Origin of the sequence: Reinekea marinisedimentorum (assembly GCF_004341165.1) — a bacterium.
GTDB lineage: Bacteria > Pseudomonadota > Gammaproteobacteria > Pseudomonadales > Natronospirillaceae > Reinekea > Reinekea marinisedimentorum.
This window is the reverse complement of record NZ_SLZR01000009.1, coordinates 171647-185657: the sequence shown is the minus strand read 5'-3', so window position 1 is coordinate 185657 and position 14011 is coordinate 171647. Positions and strand designations below refer to the sequence as shown.

Annotated in this window: 9 protein-coding genes; 7 read left to right on the top strand and 2 right to left on the bottom strand. The window is 53.9% G+C overall.

Annotation, left to right across the window (positions count from 1 at the left end):
• The 5 genes from BCF53_RS11900 to BCF53_RS11880 all read left to right on the top strand — a co-directional run bounded on the left by BCF53_RS11900 (window position 1) and on the right by BCF53_RS11880 (window position 6972).
• Complete coding sequence (locus BCF53_RS11900) at window positions 1–981, top strand: ABC transporter ATP-binding protein (protein WP_132701958.1); 981 nt, start codon at window positions 1–3, stop codon at window positions 979–981.
• A 3-nt stretch (window positions 982–984) separates the two neighbouring features.
• The gene (locus tag BCF53_RS11895) at window positions 985–2013 is read left to right on the top strand and encodes an ABC transporter ATP-binding protein (protein WP_132701957.1); all 1029 of its coding nucleotides are present in this window, start codon (window positions 985–987) and stop codon (window positions 2011–2013) included.
• A gap of 12 nt (window positions 2014–2025) precedes the next feature.
• Window positions 2026–3888: an ABC transporter substrate-binding protein gene (locus BCF53_RS11890; RefSeq protein ID WP_132701956.1), complete on the top strand. Its 1863-nt coding sequence runs from the start codon at window positions 2026–2028 to the stop codon at window positions 3886–3888.
• A 295-nt stretch (window positions 3889–4183) separates the two neighbouring features.
• Window positions 4184–4744: an acyltransferase gene (locus tag BCF53_RS11885; RefSeq protein WP_132701955.1), complete on the top strand. Its 561-nt coding sequence runs from the start codon at window positions 4184–4186 to the stop codon at window positions 4742–4744.
• A complete protein-coding gene (locus tag BCF53_RS11880; RefSeq protein WP_132701954.1) occupies window positions 4738–6972 on the top strand; it encodes a DUF4962 domain-containing protein in 2235 nt (744 codons plus the stop codon). Before BCF53_RS11885 ends, BCF53_RS11880 begins: the two co-directional genes overlap by 7 nt.
• 47 nt (window positions 6973–7019) lie before the next feature.
• Here BCF53_RS11880 and BCF53_RS11875 read toward each other — a convergent pair whose 3' ends face one another.
• Entirely contained in the window at window positions 7020–10214 is a 3195-nt protein-coding gene (locus BCF53_RS11875; RefSeq protein ID WP_165901905.1) for an EAL domain-containing protein, read from the bottom strand.
• A 1-nt stretch (window position 10215) separates the two neighbouring features.
• Window positions 10216–11319, bottom strand: coding sequence for an ABC transporter substrate-binding protein (locus BCF53_RS11870; RefSeq protein ID WP_207902717.1), 1104 nt, complete (start codon window positions 11317–11319; stop codon window positions 10216–10218).
• Window positions 11320–11777: 458 nt separating this feature from the next.
• Here BCF53_RS11870 and BCF53_RS11865 point away from each other — a divergent pair, with 458 nt between their 5' ends.
• Both BCF53_RS11865 and BCF53_RS11860 read left to right on the top strand, forming a co-directional pair.
• Window positions 11778–12317 (top strand): antibiotic biosynthesis monooxygenase, encoded by a 540-nt coding sequence (locus BCF53_RS11865; protein ID WP_165901904.1) that lies wholly within the window; start codon window positions 11778–11780, stop codon window positions 12315–12317.
• 238 nt (window positions 12318–12555) lie between these two features.
• A complete protein-coding gene (locus BCF53_RS11860; RefSeq protein WP_132701951.1) occupies window positions 12556–14010 on the top strand; it encodes a RimK family protein in 1455 nt (484 codons plus the stop codon).
• Window position 14011 lies beyond the last annotated feature (1 nt).

Below are 14011 nucleotides of genomic sequence, written 5' to 3'. Positions count from 1 at the left end.
ATGCGGAATAAATTACTGGAATACAAAAATGTTGCGGCTCAGTTTCACACCATTGAAGGCGTAACCAACACCCTCAACGATATCGACCTGACCATTTACGAAGGCATGAGCCTGGGCATTGTTGGCGAATCCGGCTGCGGTAAAAGTGTGACCTCGCGTCTGGCCATTCGCCTGCTGCCAGAGCCGTCATTCCGTGTGACCAGCGGCGAGGTCACTTACCACCGCAACGGCACACCGGTGAATGTGGTGAAAACCAAGCGCAACGGCAAAGAGATTAACAGCATTCGTGGCAAAGAAATTTCGATGATTTTTCAGGAGCCGATGAGCAGCCTAAGCCCCATTCACACCATTGGCAGCCAGATGCGTGAGCTGATTATGCAGCACACCGACATGAACAAAGAGGAAGCGAAAGAGCATGCCATTCACATGCTGGAACGTGCCCGGGTACCGCGTGCCCATGACGTGTATGAAGACTACACCTTCCAGCTTTCCGGCGGCATGCGTCAGCGGGTCATGATCGCCATGGCCATCAGTTGCCACCCGCGCCTGCTGTTTGCCGATGAACCCACCACCGCGCTGGATGTTACCGTGCAGGCACAGATTCTCAGCCTGATCAAAGATGTACAGGCCGAGCAGAATATGGCGCTGGTGCTGATCACTCATGACCTGGCCGTGGTCGCCAACATGGTGGAAGAGATCGCCGTGTTTTATCTGGGTTACATCGTGGAATACGGCAGCACCGATCAGATTCTTAACGAACCCAAACACCCTTACACCAAGGCGCTGATTGAATCGATCCCGACGCTGCACACCGAGGAAGCCCTGAAGCCGATTAAAGGCAGCGTGCCAGACCCGTACGCCAAGATTACCGGCTGCCCGTTCTGGATGCGTTGCGATAAAGCCAGTGAAAAATGCCGCGCGGAAGTTCCTCCGTTTGTTACACAAGAAAATGGCCACAAGGTCAGATGTTTTGAGGCGTAAATCATGAATTCAAAGGCAATACCATTAGTGGAAGTTGACGGCCTTAAAATGCATTTCAGCATGAAAGGCGGAGCGTTCAGTCGTCGCCAGGGCGTGATCAAAGCGGTTGATGATATTAATTTTAAAATTTATCCGAATGAAACCTTTGGCCTGGTGGGTGAATCCGGCTGCGGTAAAACAACCGTTGGCCGCGCCATTTTAAAAGCCATGGAACCCACCGGCGGCAAGGTGGTTTACCAGCGAAAGAACGGTGACAAGGTCGATCTGGTTCCGCTCAACCAGAAACAACTGCGGCCGATCCGTCAGGAAGTTCAAATGATCTTCCAGGACCCGTACTCATCGCTGTCACCTCGTATGACCGTGCAGGAAATTCTGGAAGAGCCGCTGCGTTTGGCCGGCATCAAAGATAAAAAATACCTGTACGAACAAGCCAAAGAAATGATCCAGCAAGTGGGCCTGCGCGCATCGCACCTGATGCGTTACCCGCATGCGTTTTCCGGCGGTCAGCGCCAGCGCATCGGCATTGCCCGCGCACTGATTACCCGGCCGCGCTTTATTGTTGCCGATGAAGCGGTGAGTGCGCTGGATGTTTCCGTACAGGCGCAGATCCTGGAAATTCTCAGTGAGCTGAAAGAAAAATTCGATCTTTCTTACCTGTTTATTTCCCACGATTTAAGCGTGGTGAAATACCTGTGTGACCGCGTCGGCGTAATGTACCTGGGCCGCATTGTTGAAGTGGCAGATACCGACGTGCTCTACAACAAACCACTGCACCCGTACACCGAAGCGCTGATGCATGCCATTCCCGATATTGAAGAGCGCTCTATCCGCAGCGATATTCTTGGTGGTGAAATCCCCGATGCGGCAAACCCGCCTTCCGGCTGCGCCTTCCATAACCGCTGTAAATACTGCAAAGAAATCTGCAAAACCAAAACACCGGAACTGAAAACCTTCAGTGAAACGCACAACGGTGAAGAAATCCTTAGGCAAAGTGCTTGTCACTTGGCAGAAGAGATATACCTAAAACAATAATAGGAGAAACACGTGAAACTCAAACTTGCAGCACTGTCCATGATGTTGGGGGCACTGAACGCCTGGGCCTATCAGGAAGCACCCATGCTGAATGATATGGTCGAGTCCGGCGCCATTCCGGCGGTTGATGATCGCCTTCCCGAAAACCCGCTGGTGATCACACCGGTCAATGAGGTGGGTAAATACGGTGGCACCTGGCGCCGCGTTGAGCCGAACTATCAATTCCACGAATGGAGTAACGAACCGCTGGTTGATCTGGACGACAATCAGAACCGCATTCCTAACCTGGCTGAATCCTGGTCTATCTCTGATGACTCACGCGTTTACCGTTTTACCCTGCGCAAGGGCATGAAGTGGTCCGATGGCGCGCCGTTCACGACCGAAGACGTTGACTTCTGGTACAACGATCTGGAAATGAATTCCGAACTGGAACCCAGTGTGAAGTCGCTGTTTTTATCCGGCGGTGAACCGGCAGAACTGAAGATTATTGATGAGCAAACCTTTGAGCTGCACTACAAAGAGCCCAACCCGCACTTCATTGAAAAGCACCTGCGTTCCACCATGGAATTCCGCTTACCGCAGAGCCCTAAGCACTACCTGAAAGAGTACCTGCCGAAGTATATGGATGAAGCGGAACTGCAGGCGAAAGTAACCGATGCCGGCATGACCGATTGGCGTCAGCTGTTCCAGAACCGCTGGAATACCCGCTCCAACACCAACCCGGAACTGCCGGTTCTGTACACCTGGGTGTATGACACCGACCCGCAGGAACTTCAGCAGCGCGCCGTGCGTAACCCGTACTACTGGAAAGTTGATACCGAAGGCAACCAGCTGCCCTACATCGACGCCATGACCTGGCCGCAAACCGCAGAGCCACAGGTGCGCATCCTGAAAGCACTGGCCGGCGAAGTGGATATCGACCGTATATCTAAACTGACCAGTGACTTCACAGCACTGAAAAAAGGTGAGAAGGCCGGTAACTACAAAACCCGACTGATGGACCTGAGCGACCACGCCAACATGCTGGTACTCATCCCCAACCAGGATTACACCGGTGACGACAAAGAAGTGCTGCGCCTAATGCAGAACAAAACCTTCCGTCAGGCGGTTTCACTGGGTATCGACCGTGATACACAAAACCAGATCCTAGGCGTTGGCCTTTCCGCACCAGCGCAATCGGTTGTTCTGCCGGACGCACCGGGTGGCAGCATGGAAACCACCGAAGCCTACACCCAGCTGGATGTAGACCGTGCCAACAAAATGCTCGACAGCATCGGTTTGGATAAGCGCGATAACGAAGGCTACCGTTTGGGTTCCGATGGCGAGCCGCTGAGCTTCCTGGTGCACTTCCAGGCCGGCCGTAAGATCAGTGAAGAAGGCGCCATTCTGCTGAAAGCCGATATGGACAACCTGGGTCTGCGCTTCATTATGCGTTCCGATGAAAAGAGCTACTTCAACCAGATTCGTCGTGGCAGTGAATACCAGATGGTACTGCACAACAACACCGCTGGTTTGAACCCGCTGTTCGGTGCCAACAACTACTTCCCGGTTATGTCGAACACCAACTTTGCACCTTTGCAGGCCGCTTACTACCTGTCTAACGGTACTAACGGTAAGAAGACAACCGCCGAGATGCAGCCACTGGTCGATCTGTACGAGAAGATGACCAAAGAAACCGATAAAGAAAAATTCGCACAGATGGTCGACGAGGTGATGAAGATTCACTCTGAAAACCTGTATGCGATCGGTATTCTGCGTTACACCGGTTCACCGGCTGTGGTTCATAACCGTATGAAGAACGTACCGGAGAAATTCTACTCGGTTTACAAGAGCCCGTTCTTCCACCTGAAAGAGCAGTACTATATCGAGGACTAATTTCGACTTTCAATGCAGGCTTGCCTGAAAAGGTAGGCCTGTATTGTTTAGCTAACTTACGCAATTTCCCAGTAGCTCTATTTGGTGACGCTCAAGTACATCCATGTAACGCTCGACGACAGGCATCCCTGCCTGTCGACGCACCAAATAGAGCTACTGGAAAATCGCTTAAATCCGGTGGCTGACTATTCAATTAGAGAACAGCGCCGTACCTTTACAGTTACAACTTAACTTCACTGATTGAAACAGGTCACTCAGTAGTTATTAAAACCAGAATATTTAACGGAAACAGCCAATGTCAGTACAACAAAAACATGGTGGCGAACTAACCGACGAAGAGTTCCGCAAATTCACCCTCTACTGCAACCAAAGCAATAACCAACAAGACGATTCCCTGCGCGCGCAAATTCTTGGCCAAACCGGCGAAGGCGTACGCATTGCCCCCGGTGCCGTCGTGCGCATAAAAGGCAATCAGATTGGCAAAAAATCTTACGTTGGTTTGTACAGCTATGTGAATGGCGATGTGGCCATTGGTGAAAATGTTCTGATCGGCCCGCACGTCAGCATTGTTGCTTCCAATCATATGTACAGCCCGGAAGACGATTTCTTCAGCGCCCGCAGTGATGAAACAGCCGGCAAAGTCATCATTGAAGATGGCGTCTGGCTCACCTCCGGTGTCGTCGTCACCCCCGGCTGCACCATCGGCCGTTGCGCACTGGTGTGCGCCAATGCCGTTGTCACCAAAGATGTTCCGCCTTACGGCATCGCCGCCGGCTCACCGGCAAAAATCATTGGCCGTATCGATCGTGACAGCGGTGAATACCACTGGTTTAAAAAGGGTGAACAAGAATGCTGAGCCTGAACCGAACACATGATTTTCAGGTGAACCTTTCACCCAGTGCCGACTACCCCGCCACGGTCAACCCACCCAGTTTCAACTGGCCACAAAACCGCACAGGCCAAAAGTACCATCTGGAACTCAAGAGCCTGAGCAACGGCGAAGAATGGTATTTTGAGCCGGTGAGTTCACCGGTGCAGCTTTCGTTTCAGCTCGCGCCCGGTCAGTACCAATGGCGCTTAACAACGCTGAGCGAAGCCGAAGCAACGGAAAGCTCTGAATGGACCCGCTTTGACATTACCGAATCCTTAGCCAACTACTGCGCGCCCACCGCAACCGAATTATTTGAGCTCTGCAACGGTAAAGACCAGTGGCTGATGTACCTCGATGACGACATCGAGCAGATTAAACACAACAGCGCCGACATCTACCGGAAATTAAAACAAACCACGGCACTGAGTGTGCCGATGAATGACATCCGCTACCCCAGTCACTATCAACGCGGCGAAGAAGAAGGCAAGCGCGAAGCCATTGCCAACTCACGGTTGTGGATCGACCGCGACCTGATGGCGCACACCCTGCTCTACCGCATCTGGGGTGAAGAAGAACACGGTCATGAAGCCCGCAAGCGCCTGCTGCAGCTGGCCGAATGGAGCCCCGAAGGCCCGGCGTCTTTATTGCGCCCCTGCACCTGGGGCGATGAAGTTGGCTGTTCGCTGTCGCGCAACCTGTTTCTGGCCTATCACTGGCTCAGACCGCTGCTGAACGACAACGAAAAATGGTTTATACGGCCCATGCTGGTACGCATTGGCAAACAACTGCGCCAGCGCCTGGCCGAAGACGAATTTGAACAGTACCCCGGCCACTCGCACACCTCGCGTTTACCGTCTTATTTAGGCTTAGCCGCATTGACGCTGTACCGCGAACACGACATCGACGAATGCGAACAATGGCTCAGTTACGCACTGATGATCTATCGCGGCATACTGCCGTTTTACGGCGGCATCGATGGCAGCTGGGCAGAAGGCCCGTTCTATGCCTCCACCTATACCAAGTGGTATCACCCGTTCTTTTTAAGTGTGGAGCGGCTGTCCGGCTTCTCTTTTTACAACCACCCGTTTTATAAAAACTTTTTGAATTTTGCGCGCGACTTTATCGCCCCGGAACAATCCATACACCCCTTTGGCGATGGCTTCTGGTGCCGCCGCGACGGCAAAGAATGGCCCGGCTTTTTCTCGCAAAACCCACTAAGAATTTACGCCACCCGCTTTGGCACCGCGCAGGATATTGAACTATCCCAACAGCTGGAAAACGCCATTGACGATTACCAGCTGCACCTGCTTGATGTTATCCCCACGGTGAATCAACTGGCCTTTGAACAGCAAGCCCAAAGCCGGGTGCCGGCCAGCAGCAGCAACAGAGAATCAGAACAGATCAACAACTACTACGGTGTTGCCGGTTTAGGGAAGTGTGCGCAGGGATCGCTCTCGCTCTTCTACCGAGCCAGCGCCTTCGGTAACAGCTCGCACCGGCATGGTGATCAGGGCAACATCGCGCTGTTTGATGACGGCGCAGGCGTGCTGATACCCACCGGCAGTTACGGCTACAAATTCGGCAGCAAACATCACAAAGAATGGACCCGGCAAACCCTGGCGCACAACCTGCCCTTGATTGGCCAGCAGGGCCAAAAGCTGGATGACCAGAGCGCCGTGGCAACCATTAACCAGCGCACAACCGAGCCCGGTTTTCAGCTGGTCGATCTCGATTTAAGCGCAGCCTATGGCGAGCCGTTGGCTCAGTTTCGGCGCAAAATGGTGCTGGTCAACGACTACGGCTTAATCCTCATCGATGCCATCTCGCTGGACAAACCCGAGGCCGTGAACTGGCGGCTGCACAGCGAACTGACGGCAACGGCCAGCGAGCAAACCAGCATTGTGACACTGAAAAACCCCAACGGTGACAACTACCACTACCAGTGCCAGCTGCTCAGCCATACCGATGTTACCGCCACACTGGCACACGGCTATGAAGACGATCTGCTGCTGCCGGAACGGGCGATTGAATCGGACGCCAGCAGCGAGGTTGTGCACATCAACTGGCGACTGCAACAAAACACCGAACACCTGGTGCTGGCCTGCTGCATTAATGAGGGTGCAGCCTTACCGTGCGTTAAATACAGCGAGAATAAACTGGCGATAGAAGTGACGATCAATGACCGGTTAATTTCAGTACCGGTTTCAGAGTAACCCGACGCCTGCCCTGCGCCGGTTGCGGAGTATGGCAACGCTGCGGTTTAAATATCGAAGGTGTCGGAAAGCTGCTTCAGGCGGCTCCAGCGGGCATCGTTATGCCACTGCTCTGCCCAGGCGGCTAATTCACAGCCCGGCATTGGTCGGGCAATGCCGTAGCCCTGAGCATATTCACAACCGAGCTTTAACAGCTCGGTGCCGTGTTCGATTGTCTCAACACCCTCAGCAATGACGTTTCGCTTAAAGGCCCTCGCCAGACCGATCACGCCCTGCAGAATGGCTAGGTCATCGGGGTCGTCCAGCATATCGCGAACAAAGCTCTGATCAATTTTAAGCATCGCCACGTTAAGCCGCTTCAGGTAGGTCAGTGATGAATAGCCGGTGCCGAAATCATCCAGCGCGAACGAGATACCGATGTTTGCACAGTCTTCAATCAGCCGCGAAACCTGAGCGATATCGGCCAGCGCACTGGTCTCCAGCACTTCAATCTGCAAGCTGCCCGGCGCCACGTTGCGGTGCCGGCGCAGGATAAACTTCAGCCGCTCCAGAAAGTCATGTTGCTGCAGCTGGCGCGCGCCCACATTAACGCTGACTTCCGGCAGTGCCAGGCCACGCTTGTGCCATGTTTCCAGCTGGGTCAGTGCACTGTTTATCACCCATTCACCGACCGAAACCGCAAGCGGATGGTCTTCAATGGTGGGTAAAAAAGCCGCCGGCGCCAACAGCCCTTTTTCCGGGTGTTGCCAGCGGATCAGCGCTTCTGCGCCAATCACCTGCCCGGTGCGCATATTCACCTTGGGCTGGTAATGCAGAACGAACTCGTTGTTATCCAGCGCCTGCTGAATCCGCTCCAGGCTTTCATGGTACCAGCGCAAGCTGCTGTCCTGCGCGGCATCGAATATTGAATAACGATTTTTACCGGCCAGCTTGGCCTGATACATCGCCTGGTCTGCCTGACGCAGCAGCTGATCAGCATCCATGCCCGGCGTTTGCGGGTAAAAGGTTACACCCAGGCTGGCGGTAACCTGCAGACTGTTGGCGCCAATCTGCATCGGCTGGGCAGCGGCACCGAGCAGCCTTTTAATCAGCGGCAGGCTGTCGGAAGGGCCATCCAGATCAATCAGTACAGCAACAAATTCATCGCCGCCCAAACGCGCCAGAGTATCACCTTCGCGCAGTGTGTCTTTCATTCGCTGGGTCAGTGTCACCAGCACCTGATCACCAGTTTCATGTGTGTAGCTGTCGTTAATTTCTTTAAAGCCATCCAGGTCTAAAAAGGCAACGGCCAGTTGTTTTTTCCGCCGCATGGTTTGCGCCATGGCCTGATGCAGCCGGTCTGCCAGCAGGGTTCGGTTAGGCAGGCCGGTTAAGGAATCAAAGTGCGCGATGTACTCCAGCTGAGTCTGATGTGTTTTGATATCGGTGATGTCGGTAAACAACCCAACAAACTGCTGTATATTGTCTTGTTCGTCGTGAATGGCGCTGATAGTGAGCAGCTCGGCATACTCTTCACCATTCTTGCGGCGATTCCAGATTTCGCCGCTCCATTGGCCATCCCGGTGAATGGTTTTCCACATCGCCCGATAAAACGCAGCGTCATGCCTGCCGGATTTTAACAGGCTGGTTTTCTGGCCAACGGCGTCCTGCCAGCTGTAACCGGTAATTTTGGTGAAGGCGCGGTTCACATCGACAATAATCTTGTTGGTGTCGACAATCATGATGCCCTCACCGGCGTTCACAAATACGCTCGCGGCCAGTTTCAGCTTGGCGTCGGCTTGCATGCGTTCGGTTACATCGCGCGATAAAACAGTGAAGCGTTCGTTTTCTGGCCCCTCGCCTGCTGTTTCACTTTTCATGGCCGCTATTGAGAGTTCAAACCAGACTGTGCCGTCGGGCAGCTCCAATGAGTAGATACTGCCGCTGCAATTACCCTTGGCGGCCGCTTCTTCGATGGCAGCCATAGCAACCGCGGCTGGCTCCGGCGGCAAAACTTCGGAAATAAGCTTGCCCACAAAGTCTTCGGGGCGCTGAATCAGCAGATCAGTGCGGTGAGTGTGATAACTCAAAATACGGCCGCTTCTGTTCACCTCGAACAGAATATCGGGGATCGCATCCAGTAGGGCCTGCATATGCACCTGCGTGAGCGCAAGCTCTCTATTCACCCGGTACTGCTCGGAAACATCGCTGAAAACCAGCACAACGCCAACAATTTCACCTTCGGCTTTGCGTATCGGCGCGGCACTGTCGGCGATCTGGTATTCAACACCATTACGGCTGGTCAGCACCGTATCGTTAGCCAGGCCAACCACATCGCCGCGCTCAAAAACCTTTTGCACCGGGTTGATGGATGCCTCACCGGTCACAGAATTACGTATCTGAAACACCTCTTCCAGCGGCAGGCCTTGTGCGTCCTGCTGAGCCCAGCCGGTGAGCAGTTCAGCCTCCGGATTCATGCGCGTCACATTGCCATAGGCATCGGTTGCGATCACGCCATCGCCGATAGAGTTCAGTGTAATCGCCAGGTTTTCCTCGTTATCGCGCAGCTGCCGGTCAGAAACACTCAGCTGTTTGGCCATCACATTCACGCGCACCGCCAGTTGCCCCAACTCATCGAGCGATTCAACCTCGCAGCGGGCATCGAAATCTCCTTTGGCGATGCGGTCGACCATCGCTTTCAGCCGGTGCACCCGGGAACTCACCATTCGCTGAAGCAGTAAATAGGTTGCCACATACAGCACAACAAGAATGACCCCGACCAACCACCAGATGGCGTGAAAGGCTTCCCGGGTTGCCCGGTCGGTTACCGCACGGGTAAATACCATATGAAGCTGGCCGATAAGCTGAGTGCCGGAGTCGGCCGTTGCGAAGCTGATGTCTTTGGTAAGGGTGAACAGATCCTGCTCCGCAGCCGGTGCCGTTTTTTTGAATTCGTGAAGTACGCCATAGCCGGTTGCCGTAACACTGAATTCAATAATATCGGGAACCAAACTCAGTGGCACAAGCTGATCTGCAAGGGTATCGCGATCTATATTCCAAACCGTGTAGGCGAGTGAACGACTGGTCAGTTCAGCAATACGGTCGGCACGCGACACCAGTTCATTGAAGCGCAGCTCACGCTCGTAATCGATCAACAGCACGGTTGCACCGGTCACCACCAGGGTTATTAAAAACGCCAGCGCTAAGGTCAGCTTGGTGTGCAGGCGGGCGCCCGATGTGGTCAGTTTATTGAGAATTCGCATATCACTTCGCAGGCAACAATGGCTCCAGTGAGAAGGCATAGCCCCCGGTTTCAGGATGAAGGTATTTGGAGAAGACCCGGAAATTCAATTCGTCGGTCTGTTCGTAAACCGCCTGGTAATAGCCCGGGGCATTATCGGCATTGATCACATACAGGTGATCGAGTACCTGTCTTGCCCCGCCATAGTCGGCAAAGTCAACGCCATGGTGATAGTCGTGCAACAGAACCATGGCCCAGGCACCAATAAAAAAGTGGCTGCCCAGGCTTACCGCCATGCCCTGACCACTGTCTTTAACGTCTGGCGGCGCAGCGGCACTGCTGCCCACCACAACCGCCGCATGGCTGGCCTGCACCGCGCGCAGTGCACCCAGGGCCATGGAATAGTTCGCCGCCCAAATGACGTTAGCCTGCGGGTAACGCTTCAACAGCACCTCTGTTTTGCTGTAGGCATCTGCGGTGCTCCAGTTGCTGAACACCAGCTGCAGCGAGCGGCCGCGACCGGCATCGGTCATGTAGTCGGTCACGCCCTGAGCCCGCTTCATGGAAACCGGCGTACTGCGGTCACCGGTAATGCCCACTACCTGCGGTTCGGTGCTGCCCAGCTGCCGATACAGCTCTGCCATCATGCGATAGGTGCCGCTTTCTTCATCGGTGGTGGCTGTACCAATCCAGTTGCTAATCTGTTCGCGTTCGTTGCCGATCCGGCTTCTTTGCAGCTCGGTTAAATCGTTGTGAATCAGCAGAATTTTGGTTTCGGTGCCTGCAAACAGCTGCAACATCTGCTCGGCGGCCCGCTTTTCATTCACCATGACCAGGTAATCCGGCAGGCTTTCACGCTGCAAAAGGCTTTCGGCCTGACGCAGCATCCGCAGGTGATCGCGCTCGGCATACAGCACCTCCAGCTGCATACCGAATGCTTCTGCCGCGATAGACATCAACCGCCCGGTCATCGGCCAGAACAGACCCTTACCGCGATCGACCGGCTCTCCGGGGTTAAGAAAAACAATACTGGGTTCAGCCAGCGGCTCAGTGGCGGACCAAGCCGGCGCGACCCAGGTGCCCACACTCAGCACTAGCCATAAATAGAACAGCCCTGATTTTCTCATAGCATCATCACCTTTAACCTTGATCAACCAATGCTGGCAAATGGACAACTCTGGAACTGCGGACGGTCATAAAAAAGCCTCCGGATAAATCTGTTTACGGATGCGCAGGCAGAAACCTGCAACCGGTTTTGTGTTGCGATTAATCACGCCTTTCGTACTCATCTAGAGACTAGTGCAGTTCCCGGCGATTTCACGATTTTGCCGGAGAAAGGCCTATAGCGGCTGTGCGCAGCCTGGCGGGGGCGATAAGACAAAGACCGGCACTCTGAACAACAGCCTTCCATCTATGGGATGGCCTTTCCCAAAAACGAAAACTCACCGGCAGGCCGCATAGCCAAAGGCTTTAACAGCTACCAGGGGCTTTGCCTCGGTAAAAAGTCCGACAGGCGGCCACTTTTTATTCGAAAATGGCAACCTATACTCCCGCAGTTCAAATTATGTACACCAAAGGAAAGCTCATGAGTCAGCCCGTTCACGTTGCGATTACCCGCAAAATTAAGCTTGGTCAGGAGGAGGCGTTTGAGCAGGCCATTCGCGATTTCTTCTCAACCACTGCGAAGATTCCCGGCTTGTTGGGCGCTCAGCTGATCAAACCCATGCCGGGTGATAAGAGCAACGAATACGGCATCATCCGATCCTTTGAGACCAAAGAAGATCACGATGCCTTCTACGCTTCCGATACCTTTCGGCAGTGGGTGGAATACATTCAGCCGTTTGTTGAGCTCGATTACAGCCGAACCAAGCTGCACGGCATGGAAGCCTTCTTCGCGTCGAAAAAATTTAAGAACCCGCCGCAATGGAAGATGGCCGCCGTTACCTGGATTGGCGTATGGCCCTGCGTTTACGCCGCCGCTCGCATCATCGGCCCGGTGCATCAGGGTATGGGGCTGCCTTTGTGGGTAGGCTTAGGCATGGAAACCTTCGCGGTGGTGGCCGCTCTGACCTGGCTGATAATGCCCAACCTGAGCAAGCTGTTTGATAGCTGGCTGAGTAAATAGCCGAACAGGATTTCCGCTTCTCGCCTTAGCCACAGCTCAAAACTTTTTATTGGTCACCATAAAATTTTTTATCCACTGCCCTGCAGGCCGCATCTTTTCTGACAGAGGTTTTCAACAGCCCGCTCCGGCCGGTTAAGCGCCCACCGGCCCCCATTGTGTTCCGGAAATTTAAGCGTATAAGGCGTTTTAAACTCAACGTGGCGCGCTGCCTCTTTCGCTTAATCAGGAACCCCAGAACATGTATAAAACCCTCATCGTTTCCGATGAACTTTCGGATTTGGAATCTATCGACTTTCAGGCCATTAGCTTTAAGTCGTACCTCACGGATTACCCGAAAAAAAGCGAACCGAAAACGCGCGTCATTAACCTGTGCGACACCGCCAACTATTTGAGCCAGGGTTACTACTGCTCGCTGCTGGCCGAAGCCCGTCAGCATCAGGTGATGCCTTCGCTGAAGGTTGTGAATGCACTGCGCACCAAAGATCGCGACACCAAGCCACGCGTGGATATCTCGCACCTGTGTGCCAAGGTCGGTGCCTCGGTATTGGCGGAACCACAACTGGTGATGTTTGGCATGTGCCAACTGCCGGAACTGGCGAAGATCTCTGGCTTTGTCTTTAACAAATACCAGGCACCGCTGCTGCGACTCTCTTTTTCCGTGAAAGCAAGCCGCACCTTTGCACTGGTAGAGCGTGTTGCAATCAGCTCGCTGAGCGAAGAAGAAAAGGCGCACTTTAAGGTGGCGATTGAGCGCTTTACGCAATCCACCTGGCGTTCGTCCAAGGGCCGCAAGATGCGTTGGGATTTGGCCATTCTGGTCAACCCGAGTGAACCCAGCCCGCCGAGCAACAGCATTGCGCTGAACCGCTTTGTGAAGGCCGCGCGCAAGTTTTCGATAAACGCGACGCTGGTCACCAAAGACGAGCTGACCGATTTATCGCACTTTGACGCGCTGTTCATTCGTGAAACCACCGCGATTGATCACCACACCTACGAGCTGGCGATTAAAGCCGAGAACGAAGGCCTGGTGGTCATAGACGACCCGCAGTCCATTCTGCGCTGCTGCAACAAGGCGTTCTTACACGATGCCTTCAGCTACCAGAAGGTGCCGTCGCCGAACACGCGTATTTTGCACGAGTACAACGAAGACACGCTCGATGAACTGGAGCGCGAGTTTGGTTTCCCGATGGTGTTGAAGATGCCGGAAGGTTCGTTCTCACGCGGGGTGTACAAAGCGAAAAACCGTGATGAGCTGCACGACCGTTTAACCGAGCTGTTCCAGTTTACCGCCCTGGTGCTGGTGCAGGAGTACATGTTCACCGAGTTCGACTGGCGCATTGGTGTGCTTAACGGCCGGCCGCTGTACGCCTGCCGTTACAAGATGGCGCGCGGCCACTGGCAGATATACAACCACGATGCCAGCAAGCGTAACTTCAGCGGCGGCTGGGATACCCTGCCCACCTTTGAAGTGCCGAAGTACATTCTGGATGCCGCACTGAAAGCCTGCCGCATCATTGGTGACGGCCTGTACGGTGTGGATATTAAATCGGTCAACGGCAAGCCATACGTGATTGAAGTGAACGATAACCCAAGCCTGGAAAGCGGCGTGGAAGATGCCTATTTAGGCAAAGAACTTTATATGCAGATCATGGCTGAGTTCCAGCAACGGCTGGAAGCGCGCGGCCGTATTTAAT

Coding starts and splice junctions, on each gene's coding strand:
- BCF53_RS11900 (WP_132701958.1), top strand. CDS start 1: ATGCGGAATAAATTACTGGAATACAAAAATGTTGCGGCTCAGTTTCAC.
- BCF53_RS11895 (WP_132701957.1), top strand. CDS start 985: ATGAATTCAAAGGCAATACCATTAGTGGAAGTTGACGGCCTTAAAATG.
- BCF53_RS11885 (WP_132701955.1), top strand. CDS start 4,184: ATGTCAGTACAACAAAAACATGGTGGCGAACTAACCGACGAAGAGTTC.
- BCF53_RS11880 (WP_132701954.1), top strand. CDS start 4,738: ATGCTGAGCCTGAACCGAACACATGATTTTCAGGTGAACCTTTCACCC.
- BCF53_RS11875 (WP_165901905.1), bottom strand. CDS start 10,214: ATGCGAATTCTCAATAAACTGACCACATCGGGCGCCCGCCTGCACACC.
- BCF53_RS11870 (WP_207902717.1), bottom strand. CDS start 11,319: ATGAGAAAATCAGGGCTGTTCTATTTATGGCTAGTGCTGAGTGTGGGC.
- BCF53_RS11865 (WP_165901904.1), top strand. CDS start 11,778: ATGAGTCAGCCCGTTCACGTTGCGATTACCCGCAAAATTAAGCTTGGT.
- BCF53_RS11860 (WP_132701951.1), top strand. CDS start 12,556: ATGTATAAAACCCTCATCGTTTCCGATGAACTTTCGGATTTGGAATCT.